This is a genomic window from Kribbella sp. NPDC050281 (genome assembly GCF_040655855.1).
Taxonomy (GTDB): Bacteria; Actinomycetota; Actinomycetes; order Propionibacteriales; family Kribbellaceae; genus Kribbella.
Map to the genome: position 1 here is coordinate 1 of NZ_JBFAKS010000050.1, position 20,696 is coordinate 20,696.

20 protein-coding genes and 1 tRNA gene are annotated in these 20,696 nt (G+C 68.1%); 8 read left to right on the plus strand and 13 right to left on the minus strand.

Translation table 11 applies throughout. From position 1 onward, the window contains the following. Together AB0I34_RS37980 and AB0I34_RS37985 are read left to right on the plus strand one after the other, a co-directional pair. Positions 1-541: SAM-dependent methyltransferase (locus AB0I34_RS37980; RefSeq protein ID WP_360455295.1), on the plus strand; the 541-nt coding region annotated here is incomplete at its 5' end. A 138-nt stretch (positions 542-679) separates the two neighbouring features. Beyond that, entirely contained in the window at positions 680-2,167 is a 1,488-nt protein-coding gene (locus AB0I34_RS37985; protein ID WP_360455298.1) for a hypothetical protein, read from the plus strand. 49 nt (positions 2,168-2,216) lie between these two features. Here the strand turns inward: AB0I34_RS37985 and dcd are convergent, their stop codons facing one another. Together dcd and AB0I34_RS37995 are read right to left on the minus strand one after the other, a co-directional pair. Next, positions 2,217-2,792, minus strand: a complete 576-nt coding sequence (gene dcd, locus AB0I34_RS37990) for a dCTP deaminase (RefSeq protein WP_131512032.1) — start codon at positions 2,790-2,792, stop codon at positions 2,217-2,219. Positions 2,793-2,965: 173 nt separating this feature from the next. Further along, positions 2,966-3,409 carry a MarR family transcriptional regulator gene (locus AB0I34_RS37995; protein WP_360455301.1) on the minus strand — a complete coding sequence of 148 codons (444 nt, stop codon included), beginning with the start codon at positions 3,407-3,409 and terminating at the stop codon, positions 2,966-2,968. Positions 3,410-3,741: 332 nt separating this feature from the next. On the opposite strand from AB0I34_RS37995, the gene AB0I34_RS38000 reads away from it, so the two are divergent. Together AB0I34_RS38000 and AB0I34_RS38005 are read left to right on the plus strand one after the other, a co-directional pair. Then, positions 3,742-3,815, plus strand: a tRNA-Gly gene (locus AB0I34_RS38000). A 491-nt stretch (positions 3,816-4,306) separates the two neighbouring features. Next, on the plus strand, positions 4,307-4,831 hold the full coding sequence (locus AB0I34_RS38005) for a hypothetical protein (RefSeq protein ID WP_360455304.1): 525 nt from the start codon (positions 4,307-4,309) through the stop codon (positions 4,829-4,831). Between the two features lie 356 nt (positions 4,832-5,187). On the opposite strand, the gene AB0I34_RS38010 is transcribed toward AB0I34_RS38005, so the two are convergent. Then, positions 5,188-5,754 carry a hypothetical protein gene (locus AB0I34_RS38010; protein ID WP_360455307.1) on the minus strand — a complete coding sequence of 189 codons (567 nt, stop codon included), beginning with the start codon at positions 5,752-5,754 and terminating at the stop codon, positions 5,188-5,190. Next, on the minus strand, positions 5,751-6,341 hold the full coding sequence (locus tag AB0I34_RS38015) for a helix-turn-helix domain-containing protein (RefSeq protein WP_360455310.1): 591 nt from the start codon (positions 6,339-6,341) through the stop codon (positions 5,751-5,753). The genes AB0I34_RS38010 and AB0I34_RS38015 overlap by 4 nt, the downstream gene beginning before the upstream one ends. A 182-nt stretch (positions 6,342-6,523) precedes the next feature. Between AB0I34_RS38015 and AB0I34_RS38020 the strand changes: the two genes are divergently transcribed. Both AB0I34_RS38020 and AB0I34_RS38025 read left to right on the plus strand, forming a co-directional pair. Beyond that, positions 6,524-8,620, plus strand: coding sequence for a hypothetical protein (locus AB0I34_RS38020; RefSeq protein ID WP_360455313.1), 2,097 nt, complete (start codon positions 6,524-6,526; stop codon positions 8,618-8,620). Positions 8,621-8,718: 98 nt separating this feature from the next. Beyond that, positions 8,719-11,238 carry a polysaccharide lyase family 8 super-sandwich domain-containing protein gene (locus tag AB0I34_RS38025; protein WP_360455316.1) on the plus strand — a complete coding sequence of 840 codons (2,520 nt, stop codon included), beginning with the start codon at positions 8,719-8,721 and terminating at the stop codon, positions 11,236-11,238. On the opposite strand, the gene AB0I34_RS38030 is transcribed toward AB0I34_RS38025, so the two are convergent. Together AB0I34_RS38030 and AB0I34_RS38035 are read right to left on the minus strand one after the other, a co-directional pair. Further along, entirely contained in the window at positions 11,216-11,692 is a 477-nt protein-coding gene (locus tag AB0I34_RS38030) for a MarR family transcriptional regulator (RefSeq protein WP_360455319.1), read from the minus strand. The two genes, AB0I34_RS38025 and AB0I34_RS38030, sit on opposite strands and share 23 nt — an antisense overlap. Next, positions 11,689-12,288: a DJ-1/PfpI family protein gene (locus AB0I34_RS38035; RefSeq protein WP_360455322.1), complete on the minus strand. Its 600-nt coding sequence runs from the start codon at positions 12,286-12,288 to the stop codon at positions 11,689-11,691. Before AB0I34_RS38035 ends, AB0I34_RS38030 begins: the two co-directional genes overlap by 4 nt. Positions 12,289-12,356: 68 nt before the next feature. On the opposite strand from AB0I34_RS38035, the gene AB0I34_RS38040 reads away from it, so the two are divergent. After that, the gene (locus AB0I34_RS38040) at positions 12,357-13,046 is read left to right on the plus strand and encodes a hypothetical protein (protein WP_360455325.1); all 690 of its coding nucleotides are present in this window, start codon (positions 12,357-12,359) and stop codon (positions 13,044-13,046) included. Positions 13,047-13,094: 48 nt separating this feature from the next. Here the strand turns inward: AB0I34_RS38040 and AB0I34_RS38045 are convergent, their stop codons facing one another. The 6 genes from AB0I34_RS38045 to AB0I34_RS38070 all read right to left on the minus strand — a co-directional run bounded on the left by AB0I34_RS38045 (position 13,095) and on the right by AB0I34_RS38070 (position 18,887). Then, positions 13,095-13,619 (minus strand): AAA family ATPase, encoded by a 525-nt coding sequence (locus tag AB0I34_RS38045; RefSeq protein ID WP_360455328.1) that lies wholly within the window; start codon positions 13,617-13,619, stop codon positions 13,095-13,097. Next, the gene (locus AB0I34_RS38050; protein ID WP_360455330.1) at positions 13,616-14,791 is read right to left on the minus strand and encodes an MFS transporter; all 1,176 of its coding nucleotides are present in this window, start codon (positions 14,789-14,791) and stop codon (positions 13,616-13,618) included. The genes AB0I34_RS38045 and AB0I34_RS38050 overlap by 4 nt, the downstream gene beginning before the upstream one ends. Continuing rightward, entirely contained in the window at positions 14,788-15,831 is a 1,044-nt protein-coding gene (locus AB0I34_RS38055) for a MerR family transcriptional regulator (protein ID WP_360455333.1), read from the minus strand. Before AB0I34_RS38055 ends, AB0I34_RS38050 begins: the two co-directional genes overlap by 4 nt. A 61-nt stretch (positions 15,832-15,892) precedes the next feature. After that, positions 15,893-16,411, minus strand: coding sequence for an AAA family ATPase (locus AB0I34_RS38060; RefSeq protein WP_360455336.1), 519 nt, complete (start codon positions 16,409-16,411; stop codon positions 15,893-15,895). Positions 16,412-16,426: 15 nt separating this feature from the next. Further along, complete coding sequence (locus AB0I34_RS38065; RefSeq protein WP_360455339.1) at positions 16,427-17,587, minus strand: anhydro-N-acetylmuramic acid kinase; 1,161 nt, start codon at positions 17,585-17,587, stop codon at positions 16,427-16,429. Between the two features lies 1 nt (position 17,588). Then, a complete protein-coding gene (locus AB0I34_RS38070; protein WP_360455342.1) occupies positions 17,589-18,887 on the minus strand; it encodes an MFS transporter in 1,299 nt (432 codons plus the stop codon). 295 nt (positions 18,888-19,182) lie between these two features. Here AB0I34_RS38070 and AB0I34_RS38075 point away from each other — a divergent pair, with 295 nt between their 5' ends. Continuing rightward, positions 19,183-20,097 (plus strand): endo-beta-N-acetylglucosaminidase H, encoded by a 915-nt coding sequence (locus tag AB0I34_RS38075; RefSeq protein ID WP_360455345.1) that lies wholly within the window; start codon positions 19,183-19,185, stop codon positions 20,095-20,097. A 1-nt stretch (position 20,098) separates the two neighbouring features. Here AB0I34_RS38075 and AB0I34_RS38080 read toward each other — a convergent pair whose 3' ends face one another. After that, a complete protein-coding gene (locus AB0I34_RS38080; RefSeq protein ID WP_360455348.1) occupies positions 20,099-20,620 on the minus strand; it encodes a histidine phosphatase family protein in 522 nt (173 codons plus the stop codon). Positions 20,621-20,696 lie beyond the last annotated feature (76 nt).

Sequence of the window (20,696 nt, forward strand, 5' to 3'; positions counted from 1 at the left end):
GCACGAGGTCGCGCCGCCCGGCGCACGGGTGGCGTACGTGGACAACGACCCGGTCGTGCTCGTTCACGCCAGGGCGCTGCTGGCACTCGACAGCGACACCTCCGTGGTCCAGGGCGACCTGCGCCATCCCGAGGAGATACTCAAGGACGGCGAGCTCGGCATCGACTTCGACCGCCCGGTCGGCATCCTGCTCGTGGCGGTCCTGCACTTCGTCGCCCGCTCCGAAGACCCGGGCCGGAACGGCCCGGCGGGACCTGGGCGAAGCATTGCCGAAAACCATCCAGAGGGGAGCAGGACGATGATCACCGAACACCAAGAGGTAGCCCGCCACCGCGTCAACGAGCAGTTGCGCGCCGCCGAGGTCCGCGCCGAGCGGCACGGACGCAAGGCGACCCGCACCAGCGGACCCCGCTACGAGCTGGCCGGCGTACTGCGCCGGATCGCCGACCGCCTGGACCCGCAGCGCCGCCTCGACTCGCAGCGCCGCCTGGCCGAGCCGCAGCCCGGCCGCCGCGGTACCGGCCTGTCGGTCGTCCGATGACCGGCTCGCCGATCAACGGCGCGGCAGCCGCACTTTGCAACTTGCTGCAACGTCTGGGTTTGGTGACGGTTCGGACCTGTGGACGCTGCTAGCGTTCACGCCGTCACTCTTGGTTCACAACTGGGGAGAGAAACAACGATGTTGCGTCCGTTGATCACCGCAACCGCTGCGGTCGTACTGCTGGCCGGCTGCAGCGGCGGTGACGACAAGGCTTCCGATACCACCGCGGGCGACGGCGGTCAGTCGGCATCGAGTCCGGCAACACCCGAGGTCCCCTCGTTCGACCCGCCCAAGGCGTTCGCCGCGGTCTCCGGGATCGCCGAGCCGAGCGTCCCGGGCGACAACGACTACACCATCAAGGCCGGCATCGTCGGCCAGACCGCTCTGTATGCGGGGAACAACGGCATCTCCGGCCTCAACGTGGCCGGTCTCCACTCCTGGCAGGTCCTTTCCAAGGAGGACACGACCACCACGATCTCCGACTCCAGCAGCCCGATGGCTGTGCAGCTCGACGGCAAGGAAGTCATCGGTGTCGCCTACGTCCAGCGGGTCCAAGGCAGCGGCACGCAGAAGGCCCGCGGCCAGGTCCTGTTCCAGTGGATCGATCCGGCCGAGGGCAAGGTCATCACCTCGATCCCCGTCGACCTCACGCCGCTCCTCGGCCCCGACAACGGCGGCAAGGACATCGTGAGCCAGACCTACGACGCCGCGACCGGACAGATCGCCGTCGCCGTCTCGGCCGGCTCGCCGGAGAACGCGAAGAAGGCCGGCACCTTCACCGTCTTCGCCGACCCGAAGGCGAAGAAGTCGACGGTGACGCCGTTCTTCGCCGTCGCCGGGCTGCTCGACGGGAAGATGGCCGGCACCATCGGCGACGGGCAGGAGGGTGCGACCGACCTGACCGTCGCGACCGCCGACGCCACCACCGGCAAGGTCACCAAGAAGACGCCCGTGAAGGCGAACTACCTCTGGCCGGCCGGCTTCGGCGGCAAGCGCGCCTACCTGTCCGGCTCGGTGTACGTCCCGGCCGCGCCGGGCAAGCTGGACGGCTACTACTCGTCGAGTGTGTACTCCGTCGACATCGCCACCGGCGCCTTCACCACGCTGACGTCGACGCTGAAGGACGAGATGAACTCGGTCCGCTACGAGTGCCGGGGTGACCAGAAGAACTCGGTCGTCTGCGGCGGCTCGCGCCAACTGGAGTCGGTCGAGATCATCGGCTTCGACGACAGCACCGGCAAGAAAGTCTGGGGTTACACCAACGAGTCGGCCAGTCGCGTCGTACCGAATGTCACCACCGTCTTCCACGGAGTGGTGTACGCCCAGGCCGAGAAGGACGCCGTACTGCTGGACGCTGCCACCGGTCAGGACATCGCATCGCCGACGCCGACCCCCGGCGACGATGGAACGCCGTCGGCCACCGGGACACCGTCGGAGTCGACACCCACCGAGAGCTCGTCGTCCTCGGACAACATCGGCGGCTTCGGCGACACCACGTTGCTGTACGGCGAACCGAAGTCGCCCAGCATGGTCTCGACGTACGGAAGCGTCTACCTGCTCGAGCCGGGCGACAAGGCCCCGATGTCGACCGAGACGGTGCTGGTCGTCCAGAAGGCGATCGGCTGACCCCATCGGACCGACAGGCCCCGACCAGCTGGTCGGGGCCTTCGTCTGTCTAGACGTCGGTGCGGTGGAAGTTCTGGTAGGACCGCGACGGCGTCGGGCCGCGCTGGCCCTGATAGCGGGAGCCGTACTTCGCCGAGCCGTACGGGTGCTCGGCCGGGGACGACAGCCGGAAGAAGCACAACTGGCCGATCTTCATCCCGGGCCAGAGCTTGATCGGCAGTGTCGCCACGTTCGACAGCTCCAGCGTCACGTGCCCGGAGAAGCCCGGATCGATGAACCCGGCGGTGGAGTGGGTGAGCAAGCCGAGCCGGCCCAGCGAGGACTTGCCCTCCAGCCGCGCCGCCACGTCGTCGGGCAGCGTCACCAGCTCGTACGTCGATCCCAGCACGAACTCACCGGGATGCAGGATGAACGGCTCCTCGCCGTCGGGTTCGACCAGCCGGGTCAGGTCGGGCTGTTCCTCGGCGGGGTCGATGTGCGGGTACCTGTGGTTCTCGAACACCCGGAAGAACCGGTCCAGCCGCACGTCGACACTCGACGGCTGCACCATCGCAGCATCGAACGGATCCAGCTGGACCCGCTTCGCGTCGAGCTCGGCCAAGATGTCACGGTCGGAGAGCAGCACGACAGGAACTTAGCAGCGTGCTGCGTCTCCGCCCAGCTCTGCCGGCCCGTTCGGGTGCCTGGTGGCGGATCGTCCGGAGCCCTCAGCTCCCCGGCGTGACCTCACCACCAGACCGTCCCGGCGATGGTTCCGGCACCGTTGCGGCGCACCGAAACCTGGGCCTCAGGCAACGATCAGTCGGCCAGCTTGTTGAACTTCGACACCTGGGTGGCGAAGGTCTTCACCTGCGCCGGCGACCAGTCCTTCAGCAGATCCTCGATCACCTTGTGCCGCTTCTTCCGGGCCGCCGTCAGCTTCCGCTTACCGGCCGCGGTCAGGGTCAGCAGAGTCGCCCGCGCGTCCGACTTGTCGGCGGCCCGCTTCAGCAGACCCTCCTCCTCCAGTCGTGCGCAGGCCCGGCTGACCGGGCCCTTGTCCACCTCGAGCGCCGCTACCAGGTCGGCCATCCGCACCGGCGCCAACTCCTCGACGTGGTTCAGCAACGCGTACTGCGCCGGCTCCAGGTCCGGGTGCGCCTCGTCGGACAGCTTCCGCTGCAGGCTGCGCAGCCGCCGCGCCAACGTGACGAGCTCGTTCTCCAGGTTCTCCAGCGCGTCACTCGTGTCTGTTGCCACCATTCACCCCTTCATCCAGTTGCCCCGCAACCATCTTGTCCGGTCCCGAGGACCGTGTCCTCACGTTGCGTCAAATGTTGCCCCCGGCAACGCGTTCTAATCTGCCAGAAGATGACCGACCTGCCCAGTCCTGAGCGTGCCCTTTGTGGAAAACTCCCCAAGAACCCCTGGCGCAAACCGCCCGCACGCGTCTTTTCGATGCACCGGGCATCGTCTTCGTCCCGTTCGGTTGACCCGGCAGCAACCACCGGGTCCGCCGCGCCGGACCCCGCGTGCCCGCGGCCCGCCCGATCGGCTATGCTCTTCTCCGCCTGCTGGTCCCACCATCACGCAGTGCGGGTGTAGTTCAATGGCAGAACATCAGCTTCCCAAGCTGACAGTGCGGGTTCGATTCCCGTCACCCGCTCCAGATCAAAACCCCAGGTCAAAGGCAAGTTTCTGACCTGGGGTTTCGTCATCTCAGAGACCGGCTACCGCCGTGGTGCCCGTTACGTGCCCGATGCCACCGCGAGACCGTCGTCCGGGTCGTCCCGCAAACCTTCCGCGACAAGTTCTGACATTGCCTGAGCGACGCCTTGGTGTCGCCGGTCATTCGTGTGCAGGTAGATGAGTGCTGCCCGACTGCTGGCGTGACCCATGCGCTCACCCGGCTTCGAGCGAACCGCTGGCACAGGCTCGGACATCAGCACCTCCCCAGGCCCCTCGCTCAGTATCGCGCGAACGGCTGTGGGTCCTCTGGCTAACCGCCGGCGGCGGGAGCGGAGCATGCCAGACTGTCTTTGAGATCCGGCGAGGGCCACCGGGCGACGACCCTGGCCCAGCCACAGGCATCGGGAGGGTCCCACACCGGACGGTCACCGGATCGCTATGAGCGCAGGTCTAGGAATTGGGGGATTGGCGATGCGTCGACTCACGATCGACACGACATGTGTCATAGCCGCCGCGCAGGGCGAGGCCAGTGGCGACGAGATCGACCGGCTCGTAGATCTGGCCAGAGCAGGGCAGGTTGAACTGTGGCTGACATCGGCGTTCGCCTACGATCAGTCGACTGCACGGAATGGCCGCGCGGCTGCGAACCTCATGTGGCTGGCAAATCGTCCACTGATCCGAGCCGTGCCTGGCCCATTTCGATTCGACCTTTCGACTTTCAACGGTCCAGATGTCTTCGCGAGCCAGGAGGCGGCGGACGCTGACCAGAAGATCACGGCCATCCTGATCGAAGGGCCGAGCGAGGACGCGGGTCGAAAGATCCATGATGTGCATCATCTGACGGCGCACTTGATGGCGGGCCACGACGCATTCATCACCCACGACAAGGGGATGCTCAACAAGCGTGACGTCCTGCAGTCCCAGACTGGCATCAGAATTCGTCGCCCATCCGAAGCGCTGGCACTTGCCGGCGCCCCCGTTGCCCCCGGCCAGTGAGGAGGTTTTGCCGCGCCCGATGCTGTGCCCGATCGGACGATACTCGGCATGAACCATCGGTCAACAGCGGTCAATTCAGATCGGGCGACCAGCTCGCCGACCCTGAGGCTGAGCCGACTACGGCTGACAATTCTGTTCCCAAGCTGACAGTGCGGGTTCGATTCCCGTCACCCGCTCCGCTTGTCAGAACAAAGTCCAGGTCCCTTCGTGACCTGGACTTTTCCTTTGCCTTGCGCTCCTACTCAAGCGATTGACCTACGAGACTGTTGCTCCAGTCAACGGACTGTGGATGTGTTTGCGGGTGGTGGATCGGTGGGTGAGGAGCGCGGCGATCGTCCATACGACGGCCAGGACGGTCATCGGGAAGAGGTCGCCGTTCTCCTCGGTGAAGAGAGGATCAGGCCGAGGTTCACCGCGGCGTGTGCGGCAGTCGCGACGGCGAGGTTGGTACCGCGGGCGGATTGCAGGACTGCGCCCATCACCACCGAGAGCGCGGTCGCCATCACCACGAACAAGCCCATGTAGACGACGCCGTGCGCGAACCCGCCGACATGCCAGAAGCCCCAGAGCACGCCGATGATCGTCGTGATCACCAGCACTCCCAAGGGAAACGGCAGACTTTCGGCTCGCCAGCTGTGGCCGGCGATCACGTGGACGAACACCGACGCGAGCAGCGCCACGATCACGATGCCGACGACTAACGCACTCCGGCCGGCCGCCACCGCGGCCGGCGTGAAGCGGGCCCGTACGCGCGTCGTACGACGGAACAGCAGGAACATCACGCCGACCCCGAGGGCCGGCGCGAACTGCACCAGCTGGATCAGGTCAGGGTCGGGACCGGTCGCGGCCTGGACCGCGTTCAGGACTCCGCTGAAGACCATCGTGGCCAGATAGAACACCAGTACGCGCAAGAACCTCGTCACTCCTGGGCGAGGTAGGGCGCGAGCATCAGGTCCAGCTGCTCGGAGAGGAACTCGCTGAGCGAGCCCCAGCCGTTCACCGCCCAGACCTGCAGCGCGCCGTTGAAACAGACAAGGGTGTGGCGAGCGAGAGCCGGTACGTCGGCATCCGGGCGCAGCTCATCGGCGTCCTGGGCCGCGCGGTACAACCGGGCGCAGCTGTCGACGATCGCGGCGGAGTGCGCCAGCGCGTGCCTCCGGAACTCCGGATCGGCGACGTCGAGCTGGACGAACCCGAGCCCGTTGCCGAGCTCCTCGCGGTGCTTGATGTGGGCAACGGCTGTCAACGCGAAGTCCCGCAGGATCGCCAGCGGCGACGTATTGCGCGCCTCGGCTTCCTCCGCCGCCCGCAGCACCATCACCGGCGACCGCGCGGCCGAGGCGAGCAGCAGGCCCCGCTTAGAGCCGAACCTCTGCACCAGAGTCGGCGCCGCCAGACCGACCCTGGTGCCGACCGCCGCGAGCGTCAGTTTCACCGGTCCGAGCTCGGCCAGGACCTGACGAGTGGCGTCCAGGATCACGTCGTCGCTGACCAGCCGCGGCCGAGCCATCCCGACCCCTCCCGAGTTTGTGAACCATCATTCGTTAATGGCGGGACAGTAACAGATCCTTGTTGGATCAGTTAGTCAATGGCAACGGGTGAACAGCGGGACCCGGAGAGGGCCCGCGTGGGTGCTCGTTGCCCGGTCCACCCGCCGCGGACTGGGTTCGTCGTACCAACGGGAGCCTCTTCATGCGTTTCGCCCGCACCGCCTTGGGTCTGTTGCTGACCCTGATAGGCCTGGTCGTCACCTTCGCCGGAGCCGCGGCCGCCTTCTGGCTGGTCGGCCCGGACAACACGATCTCCACCGGCAGTCAGTCGTTGACCAGCAAGGGCCTGGCCGTCATCACCGCGCCCGACCTGCTGGACCGGCACGGCCCGACCCTGCACGTGACCGCGACCGGGAACAAGCCCGTGTTCGTCGGCGTCGGGCAGGACCTGGACGTCTCCAACTACCTGGCCGGCGCGGCCCACACCCGCGTGATCCGGTACGCCATTCCGTCCACCTTCAGCACCCAGCAGATGCGCGGCGGCATCCCGCGGCTGACACCGCCGGGCGAGCTCGACTGGTGGGTCGCGAAGTCCGGCGGCAACGGCCCGCGGTCGATCGCCTGGCCGATCCAGGACGGCATGTTCGACGTCGTCGTGATGAACGCGGACGGCAGCCCGGCGGTCGGCGCCGACGTCCGCTTCGGCGTCGAGGTGCACCGTGGCTTCGGCATCTGCCTGCTGGTCCTCGGTGCGGGTGTCGTCTTCCTCGCCCTCGGCCTGGCCCTCGCCTTCCACCGCCGCCCGGCCGCGCCGGTCCCAGCTTTCACACCCGCGCGCATCGCCTCTGTCCCGGCCCCGGCTCGGTCCGCCCCAGCCTCGCCCACCTCCGCGCCTGCCAACTCCGGTCCGGCCAACTCCACGCCGGTCGCCTCCGCGCCGGTCGCCTGGGCTCCGGTCGCCGAGCCGGTGTCGCCCTTCGCGCCCGAGCGGGTCAGCCCGTTCGCGCCGGTCGCGACCGACCTCCCGGCGTACCGGGCGCGCGCCGACGAACCGAGCACCGAGGAGATCCCCGTCTGCCTCCCGGCGATCACCTACCCGCAGCCCGTGCCGAAGCCGGCCAAGCAACCCATCCCGGCCGCCCCGATGCTGATGTCCCCCGCCGCCGTCGCGCGCGCCAAGTCACCCGCCCTCCTCACCCCGGTCGGCGCAGGCGGCCCGGCGTACGACGAGTCGCCGTACCAGGAGCCGGTCGTCGAGCCGGAGACGGTGTCTCTGGTGGAGTCCCCGGAGTTCGAGAAGAGTGACGAGGCGGTCCGGAGGACGGCCGCACTCCTGGCCAGCGGCGCTTTGTTGCTCACGACAACGAGTTGCGGCCTGCTCCCGGCCAAGAACAGCATCGTCGCCTCCGACACCCGCCCGGCCGTCACGCTCGCCGACGCGCAGGCCGTCGTCGCGAAGTACAACCAGCTCAACAACCGCGCCAACGCGAACCGCGACGCGAAGCTGTCCGAGACGATCGAGGCGGATCCGACCCTGGCGCAGACCCGGGCCGGCTTCGTCATCGGCCGCAAGCTCGACGCGGCCGGCAAGGACTCCACCAAGCCGTTCACCTACACCGATCCGCAGATCGGCGCGCCGGAGTTCGGGTCGTACCCGATGCGGTTCGTGGTCAGCTCCGGCGTTTCCGGTGAGCCGGACAGCCGCCAGCTCGGCGTCTGGCAGCGGCAGAGCGCGGGTACGCCGTGGCTGCTGACGAACTCGGTCTACCCGTCGGCCTCGATGAAGCTGCCGCCGATGGAGGGTCTGCGGACGCCGCACAAGACCGACCTGGACAAGCTCCACAGCCTGCCGACTTCCGCTGCCACCAACCTCGCGGCGTACCTGTCCGGCGGCGCGAAGTCCGCGCAGGCGAAGTACTTCGTCCCCTCGCCGGGGTCGGCGAAGCTCCTCGAGCAGCGGGCCAAGGCCAAGGTCGCGGACACCAAGGAGTCGTACATCGCGAGCGTCTCGGACACGTTCAGCCCGTCCGGCGATCCGCTGACCTTCATCACGTCGTCGGGTGAGGCGCTGGTTTTCCTGGCCCTGACCGAGCAGTACCTGCAGCGCGTCGAGCCGGGTTCGAACGCGTACTGGACCAGCGGCGAGGCGACCGCGTTCAGCAGCATGGTCAAGTACACGCAGACCCTGCACCAGGACTATCTGCACCAGGTCGCGCTGGTCATCCCCACCAAGGCGAGCGGCGGCACGATCCGCATCCTCTCGATGGACGGGCAGCTGGTCGGCGCCGGAGGGTCCTGAGCCGCGTTCTGATCAGTCGGCGGCAAACGGTTGCTGAAGGATAGTTCCGGCTGGTTGACTCCGGGCGTGAGGTTTTTCCCATCCGCCCGGGAGTTTCAGTGGACATCACCCGCCGCCGCCTGCTGTCGTTCGTACCCGCCACCGCCCTGCTGACCGCGGTCAACCCCGCACCTGCCGCCCGCGCGGCCGAGACGATGCCTGCGATGGACGCCGACCCCGCCCAGTTGCTCACCAACGCGATCGGCATCTACGCCGGTACGCCGGAGTCCAACGCGCGTCCCGAGGTTGCGGCCAAGCTCGCCAGCCTCGACACCACCGCTCGGACCTGGCTGGCGGCGCTGGACACCGCCGGCGCGGGCGAGCTGTTCGCCGGTCTCCCGCTCGGCACGAGCGACCCGAACCTCAGCGCGTCGTACCAGCACCTCTACGAGATCGCGCTCGCCTTCCGCCGCCCCGGCCCGGCGTCCGATCTACAGGGCAACGAGCAGGTCCGCGCCCGCGTCGCCGAGAAGCTCGGCTGGCTGCACGACAACTACTACGGCGATCAGTCGAAGGGGTACTACGGCAACTGGTTCACCTGGGAGATCGGCATCTCGACGTTCGTGTCGAAGACGCTGGCCCTGATCGACGCTCCGGCCGAACTCGTCACGCCGTACGTCGCCTCGATGGACGCGTATCTGCGCAACGGCAAGGACGGCGACGTCGACCTGGATTCGCGGTTCCACACCGGCGCCAACCTCGTCGACATCACCGCGAACCGGGTGCTGCAGGGCGCGCTGACCGGCGACGACGCGCGGATCCGGAAGGCGCTGCAGGACCAGTTCACGGTCTTCGCCACGGTCGATCCGTACAACCTCCAGCACGGCGTCACCGATGGGTACTACGCCGACGGCTCGTTCATCCAGCACGCGTCCGTCGCCTACACCGGCTCGTACGGCAAGGGCCTGCTCAGCCGGGTCGTGCAGACGATCAAGGTGCTCGACGGGACGGAGTACGCGCAGGGCGGCGACCTGGTCGGCGTGGTCCAGGGCTGGGTCGAGGACGGGTTCGCGCCGCTGATCTTCGAGGGCTGGATGATGGAGATCGTCAAGGGCCGCGCGGTCTCGCGGACCACCACCGGGTACGCCGACGTCGCCGTCGTGGTGGAGGCGATCGTCGATCTGGCCGACTACGCCGCGGGTGACGACGCCGCCCGGCTGAAGTCGTTCGCGAAGTTCACGTCGCGGCCGACGATCAACCCGACCAGCTTCGTCTCGCCGGTCAGCGTCGCCCGGTACGCCGACATCCAGGCGGACCCGGCGATCGTCCCGGCCGATCTCAACCCGGCGGCGAGCAGTACGGCGTTCAACGCGATGGACCGGACCGTGCACCGGCGGCCCGGCTTCGCGTTCGCACTGGCGCGGAACTCGGAGCGGATCAGCAAGTACGAGTACATGAGCGGCGAGAACCTGATGCCGTGGTTCCAGGGCGACGGCGCGCACTACCTGTACCTGGCCGGTCAGGACCAGACCCAGGCGTTCGGGGTCGACTACTTCACCGCCGTCTCGCCGTACGCGCTCGGCGGTGTCACCGCGCCGGTGGAGACCCGCAAGACGATCCCGGAGCTCTACGGAACGCCGTACTACGACAATCCCTCGCACCCGCTGAACTTCACCTCGTCGTCGGAGTCGCAGAACACCTACGTGTACTTCCCGGTCGGGACCAACGCGTACTCCGGCGGCGCAACGCTCGGTGCGTACGGCGCGACCGGGTGGGTGCAGTCGGATGACTTCGCCTACGCGTCGCGCGACATCCTGCCGGACGACTTCGTGGTCTATCGGAACGCATCGGCGACCAAGTCGTGGTTCATGCTGGACGACGAGATCGTCGTTCTGGCGGCCGGGGTAGGCGACAAGGATCGACCGGTGACGACGACTCTCGACACTCGCATCGCGGCGCAAGGCGCGCCGGTTGCGATCACCGGCGTAGGACGGGACGGCCGCGAATGGACCGGGACGGGTACGACGGATCCATGGTGGCTGCGGTACACGGACGGTGGAGTTGCGCTCGGGTACTACTTCCTGCAGCCGAATCAGGTGTCGGTCGGACTCGAGCAGGTCACGCGGAGCCGGCGGGTGATGCGGACCTCGAACCCGGACACGGCCGTGACCAAGCAGGTGTTCGGGCTGACCGTCGCGCAGCCCGCCCGGGCGACGCGGGCACTCGCGTACGCATTGGTGCCTAACGCAACGGAATCAGCGTTGCGCGGCTACCAGCACGGGCGGATCGCCGTACTGTCGAACAGCTCACGACTGCAAGCGATCCAGCATCTCGGGCTGCGGCTGACCGGTGCGAACACGTTCGCGTCCGGTCATCACAACCTGCCCGGGCTGACGATCGACGGGCCTGCGTCTGTGTTGTTGCAACGGCATGCCGATCGGACGACGACGGTCGCCGTGTCGGACCCGACCACGCAGCGCGACACGATCACGGTGAACCTGTGGGCGCAGTACCTCCGGCCCGAGTCCGCGGATCCCGGCGTACAGGTCGTGCGAACGGTGACTGGGACGCGGCTGACGTTCACGACGCGGCACACTTATGGGCACAGTCTGACGGTCAAGCTTCTTCCAGCCTGGTGATGAGCGTCCGCATGGTGGCGAGCGTCGTTCGCAGGTCGTCGAGGGCGACGTCATTGCTGAGCTTGGCGGCGAACGGGTGCTGGGCGACGGCGATCTGCCGGATGGCCCAGTAGCCGGCCTCGGTACAGGCGAGCAGTTTGGCGCGGCGGTGCGCCGGATTCGGCTGGTACTCGGCCAGGCCGCGTTCGACCAGCAGGTCGGCGATGCGCTGGACCCCCTGCCGGCTGACGCCCATGATGCGGCCGACCTCGGCGACCGACCGCGGCTCGTCCAGGACGCCGCCGAGGACCTGCCACCACGCGGCGGTCAGCCCGCCGTGCGCGGCCAGGTCCTGGGCGGCCTCCATCAGCCGGGCGTTCAGCCGGAAGGTGGCGAGGATGACGTCGGTCAACAGCACACCACCTTCCGTCGCCGGTCCCGGCTGCGGCCAATCCTTGCGGGGTGGAACCGTCATCCGACCAGGATCGGGTACGCCGATGGGTCGGCGCGGTGGAACACGCCTTCGTACGCATCCAGCTTGCGGTCGTCCGCGAGGCCGAGCCGCTGCAGTGTCGCCCGCGCGAACTGCACCGGCGAGTCCGGTCCGGCCGTGATCAGATCACCGTCGACCACCGCTCGCTCGTCGACGTAGTTGTCACTGCCCTGGTAGCCGGTGGCCTGCAGGTACTCCTTCACCGCGCTCGTGTGCTTGCGCTCGTCCAGCAACCCGGCCCGCGCCAGCCCAGCCGTCGCGCCGCAGATCGCCGCCACCGGAATCCCGGCCTCGAGGAACCGCTGCGCCAACTTCGCGAACGCGTCCCCCCGCCCGTCGTCCCACTGCCCCGAGCCCGCCAGCACCAGGAGATCCCCTTCATCCGGCTCAACGTCGGCCAGCGCCACGTCCGGCACGATCCGCATCCCGCCCATCGTCACCACCGGCTCAACCGTCTCCCCCACAGTCACCACCGTCCACGGCACCCCGGTGAACCGCCCAGTCCGCAACTCGACCAGCAGATGCCCGATCTCCCAGTCCGCCCACGTCTCATACACCGCCACATATGCTGTCCTCATAGACAACATACTGTCATCACGACAACATGCTGTCAATAGTACGAACTCCACCGGCGTACCGTAGGAAGATGCTGTGGCTGTACATCAGCCTGGGGGTAGCGGGGATCGCGATCGCAGGGTGGCTCGCGTGGCGTCATCACCTGCGGCGGCGGCAGGTGGCGGAACAACTGGAGTCGTTGCGCGTGATGGTCGCGGACGATGTCGCTCGGTTCGGAGAGCAGTATCGGGGGCTGGCGGGGAGCGACTCAGCCGACTACGAAAACGCAGGGCGGGCGTATTGGTTCGCGTTGGAGGCGAGCAGAGACCTCCAGGATCCGACTGCGGTCGGGGCGATCACCCGACGGTTGGCGGACGCGCAGTACGACGTACTGCGCCACACGTCGACGACCGCCGGCCAACCGGTGCCGGAACGCCGGGTGCCGTGCTTCTTCAACCCACAGCACGGTCCGTCGCTCACCGACGTGCTCTGGACAGAACCAGGACGCGGAACCCGGAAGCTCCCCGCCTGCGCGGAAGATGCCGCTCGCATCACGGCGGGCACGGAGCCGTTGATCCGGTACGCCGAACACAGTGGTCACCGAGTCCCGTACTGGGACGCCGGGCCGGCCTTCGCGCCGTACGGAGGCGGCTACTTCAGCCGCGCCGAGTCATCGCACCAGTTCCTGCACACCAACTTCGGCGGGCAGGACAACCTCGAGTACGGCGACCCGCGCCACTTCACCGGTCCATCCCCGTACCCGCGGGAACCCAGGAACTGAGCTCAGGCCGGCAGGTCGACGCGGTGTCTGCCATGCACCCAATACGTCTCACAGCGCCAAGGACTCCTTGATCTGGGTGGCTGTGGAGGTGGGGGAGTGTTTGGTGGTGTCGATGACCAGGTCGGCGGTGGGGAGGAGCCAGGTTCGGGCGGCTTGGTACTCGTCGACGTGGTCGTGGCGCCAGGGGCGGATGTCTTTGCCTTCGGGGTCGGCGTCGATGCGGGCGTGGAGGGTTTCGGCGTCGGCGTCGAGGAGGGCGTGGATGACGGTGTGACCGAGGGCGTGGAGACCAGTGGTGATCTCGCGCCAGTAGTCCTCAACCAGGACTGTTTGTACTGCGATCAGGTGCTGGCCGGTGAAGCGGGCGACCTCGTCCATGACGACGGGGACGAGGGTGCGCCACGGCGGCAGCTGCTGGAAGTCGGTGAACTGCTGGTCCTTCAGGTTCGCCGACAACATGTAGCCGACGTACTCGGGATCGAACAGCCGGGTCCCCTCGGTGAGCTCGACCAGCTTCCCGGCCGTCGTCGTCTTCCCCGCCCCGAACGTCCCGTTCACCCAGATGATCGTCATGTTGCGGTACGACGCTCCGCCGCGGCGATCGGTTCGAGGCGGAGGAGTGCGATCCCGGCGACCGCAGTCGCAGCCGCGGACAGGACCAGCGCACCCCGGATGTCGAGTGCTGCCAGCAGATTGGTGGAGCCGAGCAGCGGGATCGTCTGCGCCAACGACAGCAGCGATTGCAGCCGGGTGACGTGCGACCGCGGCGTACTGCGGACGAACACCGGCGCGATGTGCGACGTGAAGATCCCAACGCCAACACCCTGGACGAACGTGACAGCGACCGCGACAGCAACGGACGCCGCCGCACCCAGACCCGCGATCCCGACCGCCGCAAGCAAGCACCCCAGTCCGCCGGCCAACCCCGGTCGTGAGAACGTTCCGAACCGCGCAACGAGCAGGGTCACGATCAACCCGCCGGCCACGCCCACACCGACGACCAGGCCGGTCTCAGACGCGGTCCAACCGTGTGCGCGGGCCAGCAACGGCACGCACAACGACCGCACCGGCAGCACGAACGCCGCAACCAACGCCACCACCAGCAGCACGCTCCGCAGCACCGGATCCCGCCAAGCAACCCGGATCCCGTCGCCCGCCTCCCGCAGTACCGACTGCGGTGCGCTCTGAGGTCTCACGCCGTACGGCGGTCTGATCGCGAGCAGCACCAGGAACTGGACGGCGAACGTCAGCCCATCCACCACCAACGCTCCCACCAGACCGACAAAGGCAACGATCACCCCGCTGATCGGACCGGCCCCGAGCGTGACGATCTGGGTGACCGACGTACGCAAAGCCATCGCCCTCGGCAGCTCGTCCTCTGTGACGAACAACCGAGGCAGAGCGCCCGCCGCGGGCAGTGCGAACGCGTCGACCGTCCCGACTACTGCTGCGGTCACGAGCAGCAGCGCAGCGGTGACGTTGGAGGCCACGGCGGCCAGGGCGAAACAGCAACTGCCGACGACGGCCGAGCAGACGAGCAGCATGCGGCGTGGACCCCAGCGGTCGCCCAGGACGCCGCCGAGCAGGAGGAGTACGGCGCGCGGCAGGGAGAAGGCGGTCAGTACGAGCCCGGCGATGTGCGGCGCGATTCCGGTCGCCGCCCAGCCGAGGGCGAAGAAGAGCGCGCTGTCGCCGAACGCCGAGAGTGTGGACCCTGCCAGCCAGCCGTAGTAGCTCCGGTTCACCCGTCCAGCCGGACGGGCATGACGAGCGTGGTGAACGTGCCCTGGTCGGCCGACCGTACGACGACCGGCCGGTCCTGAGCGCAGATCTCGAGCAGTACGTCGGGACCGACGCTCACGTCCAGCGCCGCCGCCAGCAACGACGCGGTGAACCCGATCCGCGCCTCGCCCGACCCGATCACGTCGAGCGGCTCGCCCCCATCGATCCGCAACTCCCCCGAACCGATGTCAAAGGCAACAACCTCACGACCCTCCAGGGCCGCCCGCAACCCCGTCCGATCCACCACTACCCGGCACACCGGTGGCGCCAGGCCGTCGAGGATTCCTTGGTACGCCGGGTACTCCGCGTCCACCACCGCGATCTCGCGCGATTCCCCGTCCCGCACGATCACCGCATCCTCGCCCCGGATCTCGAGCTCCACCACCTCGCCTGCCGCCGCCCACCGGCTCAGCCCAGCCAGCTCGTCCGCCCGCACCAACACCCGTCCCGGTGCCCCACCAAACTCCACCGGCCGCACAGTCCGCACCGCCAACCGATACCGATCCGTCGCCACGAACACCACCTCATCCGGCCCCACCTCAACCAACACACAGTCCAGCGCAGCCAACACCTCCGCCGACGCCTCGGGAGTCGGGGTGGTGGAGGCGGCGGGGGCGACCTGCCGGATGGCGCTGGCGAATTCGGGGCCGCCTAGGACGACCCGGGTGTGGTCGGCGGTGAGGTGGGTCAGGAGGTGGTCGGCGGCGGCGCGTGCGGCGGCTGTCTTGGCCTCGACGGTGCGCAGGTGCGCCCGCACGAGATCCGCCAACTCCGCCGGATCGGCATCCAGGGCGAGGCGGACCTCGGCCAACGGCAGGTCGATCTCGCGCAGGTCGCGCAGGAGCCGGGCCCGGGGTTGCTGGGACGGGGCGTAGTAGCGGTAGCCGTTGGAGCCGTCCACCGACGCGGGCGGGAGCAGGCCGCAGTCGTCGTAGAACCGCAGGGCGCTCGGCGCCAACCCCACCAGCCGGGCGAACTCACTGATCGTCAACCTCGAAGTCATGCCGCGACCCTCAGCCCTGAACCAACTCGAAGGTCAACTCCGCGACCACCGCCGACGGACGTCAACTCCGCAGCCGCCCCCACAGGCTCAGCGTCTTGCCGAACCGCTCGCCGCGGATCCAGTCGAGGATGCTCTTCGCGGACCGCTCCGGCGACACGTCGCCCCGCACCGATCGCGGCACGTGCTTGCGGATCTCGGCCGCGTCCGCCAGCGCCTCCTCGATCTGCGCCTCGGACCAACCGCGCCCGGCCAGTCGCTTCCGCCGTACTGCCTCCGAGCAGTCGAGATGCAGCCATCTGCCCTCCGGCAGCTCGGCCGGCAACAACGGCGACAGCAGCAGGACCGGGATCCCGGACCGCCTGATCAGCTCGGTGATACGCAGCCACAGCGCGTTGTACGCCGGCCAGATCGGCGCCGCGGTCGGACTGGCGATGTTGATCCCGAGCAACCGGCCGTGATCGTCCAGTAACTCGTCCATGTCCATCACGACCATGTTTCCCGGGCTCAGCCGGACCAGCTCCGGCACGACCGTCGTCTTCCCGGCCCCGGGTGCACCTGTCACCACGAACAACCTCGTCACAGTCCTAGTGTGGGGTCACTCGATCAAGAGACGCACGGGAGGCCGTACGTCGGGCTCCGACGCCGGCAGACCGGCGAGGCCGGGAGTGATCGACCCCAGCACGCTCGAGTGCCGCGCCCCCGTACAGCTCGGCACCGTCCCACCGAGTCCGTGGGCCGTCAGGAACCCGAGTACGGCGAACGCGTACGCCTCCTTCGCCGCCGAAGGCAACCCCAGCTCGTCGGTACTGCGCAACGGCACCGCCCCGAGCTCCTCCGCCAGGAGATGCATCAGCACCGGATTGCGGATCCCGCCACCGGACGCGATCACCTCGGTCCCGCCATACCGTCGTACGGCGTCCGCGACGGTTCGGGCCGTCACCGCGGTCACCGTCGCGACCAGGTCGTCGGCCGGGACATCCGGCAGCCCTTCCAAGGCCCGGGCGAGATAGGAGAGGTTGAACAACTCCTTCCCGGTGCTCTTCGGCGCCGCCCGCTCGTAGTACGGCTCGGCCATCAACCGCCCGAACAGCTCCGGATGTACCCGCCCACGCCCAGCCATCGCGCCATCCGCATCGAACCCGAGCCGCCCGCCCGTCAGCTCGGCCACCACCGCGTCGATCAACGCGTTCGCCGGACCGGTGTCGAAGGCAACAGGTTCGCCATGGACGACGGTGATGTTCGCGATCCCGCCAAGATTCAGGGCAATCGGTACGCCGGACCGCCCGCGCAACCACAGCACGTCGATGATGCTGACCAGCGGCGCGCCCTGACCGCCCGCCGCAACGTCACGCGCCCGTAGATCGGAGACAACCGGTATGCCGGTCGCCTCCGCGATCCAGGCGGGCTGCCCCAACTGCAATGTCCCGCGGACCGAACCGCCGTCGACCCAGTGGAACACCGTCTGCCCGTGCGACACGATCAGATCGGCGTACCCGCCGCACAGCTGCTCGACTGCCTGCTGAGCGACATCGGCGAACGCCTGCCCGATCCCCGTGTCCAGCCGGCAGACCTGCTCCATCGACGTACTTGCCGGCGGCAACGACCCGGCCACGGCAGCGCGCAGGTCGTCCGAGTAGGGCTGGCTGAGCATCCCGAGCGGAGTCAGCACCAACTCGTCCCCGTCCAGCCGCAGGTCCGCAGCAGCAGCGTCGATGGCGTCGTACGACGTCCCGGACATCAGGCCGATGACTCGCATGTCAGTCTCGCAACTCCCGTCGGTAGTCGTCGCCGCGCAAGGTGAGCAGCGCGCCCACGCTCACCGCACACGTCACCATCACATACCAGGCCGGGATGTCGATGTTGTCCGTCCGCTTGATGAGCTCGGTGATGATCAGCCCGGCCGACCCGGAGAACACCGCGTTCGACAGCGAGTACGCCAACCCGAGGCCGGTGTAGCGAGCCCGGGTCGGGAACATTTCCGCGAGCATCGCCGGCCCCGGCCCGGCCATCAGTCCGACAACCAGCCCTGCCACGAACACCGCGATCCCCTTGGCCGCGTTCCCGGATTCCTTGTCCTGCAAGAGATTCATCAACGGCAGCGCCAGTACGACGACCAGCGCCGCGCCGGTCGCCATCACCGGCCGTCGCCCGATCCGGTCGCTCAACCACCCGGCCGGGAGGATCGACAGCGCGAAGCCGAGGTTCGCCAGCACCGTCGCGACGAGCGCCTGCTGGAACGTCGCGTTCAGGGTGGCCTGCAGGTACGACGGCATCACCACGAGGAACGTGTAGCCGGCCGCCGACCAGCCCATCAACCGACCGATGCCCAGGGCAATCGCCTTGGCCACCTCGCCCGCAGCGGCCGGCTCAGGCTCGCGCTCCTGCACCCGCGCGAAGTTGGGCGTCTCCTCGAGTTTGAGCCGCAGCCACAGAGCCACCAGACCGAGCGGCAGCGCGACCAGGAACGGCACCCGCCAGCCCCAGTCGTTCAGCGCCTCCTCGCTCAACGTCGTCGCCAGGATCGCCGCCAGACCCGCTCCCGCGAGCAGTCCCAGCGCAACCGTGAACGACTGCCAAGCGCCGTACAGCCCACGCTTCGTCTTCGGCGCGAACTCGGTCATGATCGACACCGCGCCACCGAACTCGCCACCGGCCGACAACCCCTGCAGCGCCCGCACCAGCGTCAGCAGCCACGGCGCAGCCGCGCCGATGGTCTCGTATGTCGGCAGTACGCCGATCAGCGTGGTCGACCCGGCCATCAGCAGCAGCACCAGGATCAGCGTCGGCCGCCGGCCGATCCGGTCGCCGACCCGGCCGAACACGGCGGCCCCGATCGGACGGAAGAAGAACGCCAGCGCGAACGAGGCGTAGGTCTTGATCAGACTCTCCGCGTCGCTGGTCGACGTACTGCTGAAGAAGTTCGCCGCGATCACGGTGGCGAAGAACCCGTAGGCGCCGAACTCGTACCACTCGACGAAGTTCCCGACCGTCCCGGCGACCAGTGACCGCCGCGTCCGCGCGGCGCCGACCTGGCCGATTGCTGCTGGAGTGCTCACCTCGGGTCCTCTCCTGCCTGGCCCCCGTAGGTTTCTCCCACCCCTGGATCCATCTTGGTCTATTAGTCACCAGTCCCGCGACCCCCGGATGCAACCTTCCCCACATTCCCCGTGCGCGATCGTCGCGCCACGCCCTCGCGGCAGCCCGACGACCCCTTGACACCGGGTGAGCGCCGATCGATGATCGGTGACGCTATACCGGTTTATCTCCTCTCGCCGCCTGCACATCCCGCCAGGCGGCGAACTGGACTTAACCGTTATAGCGCACCGCCCACCTTTGACGAGGAGTCGATCGATGAGTCCACAGCTCATGCGGAGAAGGACCCTGTTGTCAGCCCTGGCCGCGGGCACCGCTGCGGCCACCACCGGGGTGGCACTGCCTGCCCAGGCGCAACCGAAACGGTGCCGGGCCCGGAAGAACGGCCCGATCTCGGTGGTCTACGTCGAGGTCAACAACGAACCCATGACGAACGTCGCGAAGTACACGCTGGCCGGCGGCGGCGCGCAGGTGTTCGACGTCGCGGTGATCTTCGCGGCCAACATCAACTACGACGGCTCGAAGGCCTACCTGTCCTTCAACGAGAACGTTCAGAACGTGCTCGACAACGTGGCCACCCAGGTCCGGCCACTGCAGCAGAAGGGCATCAAGGTCCTGCTGTCGATCCTCGGCAACCATCAGGGCGCCGGCTTCGCGAACTTCCCGTCCCAGCAGGCCGCCGACGCGTTCGCCCAGGAGCTCGCCGACGCGGTCAACCAGTACGGCCTCGACGGTATCGACTTCGACGACGAGTACGCCGAGTACGGCAACAACGGCACCGGCCAGCCGAACGACTTCTCCTTCGTCTACCTGGTCCAGGCCCTCCGCCAGAAGCTGCCGAACAAGCTGATCACGCTCTACGACATCGGCCCGGCCTCGGACCGGCTGACCTACAACGGCCAGAGCATCGCCAACACCTTCGACTACGCCTGGAACCCGTACTACGGCACCTGGGGCGTCCCGAGCGGCCCGACCTCGAAGGCCCGCCTCTCCCCGGCCGCGGTCTCGTACACCGCGACCAGTTCGTCCACCGCGGCAAGCCTCGCGCAGCGCACAGTCGACGAGGGGTACGGCGTCTTCCTCACCTACAACCTGACGTCGGCGGACACCCACACCTACATCTCGGCGTTCACCCAGAAGCTCTACGGCAGCGCCGCCGTGTACACCCCGTGAACTAGAACTCGTACTCCCAGCCCGGCTTCCAGTCGAACGGGGCGGCGATCAGCTCCTCGATCGGCGCGCGACTGCCCAGAAGGTGCTCGAAGGACCACCGGTTCGCCGAGTGCGCGACCACGAGCACCTTCTGGCCGTCGTACCAGCGCTGGATGTCGGCCAGGAACGACCGGGTCAGCTCGACGACGTCGGCGTAGCTCTGCCCGCCGGGGAACGGCGTGTCGACGCGCTCGACCCGCGGCTCGAGCGCGCCCGACCGCGCTCCGTTCAGCTCGCCGTAGTTGCACTCGCGGAGCCGCCAGTCCTGGAAGTGCGGCGCACTCAGGCCGGCCAGCTCGACCGTGTGGACGGCCCGCCGCAGGTCGGAGCTGAAGACGACATCGACGTCGCGCCGGCGCGGGCCGATCGCGATCGCCTCCCGGATCCCGGCCTGCGACAGCTGCCCCGGCAGCCATCCGGTCGAGATGCCGCGCTCGTTGTCGAGGGTGATCGAGTGGGTCTCGTAGATCAGTGTCGTGGTCACACCTCACACCTAATCTCACTTTGCCTTCATTACCGGCCGGTATATACTCAAGTTACTCGTGAGTATTGCGCTGCGA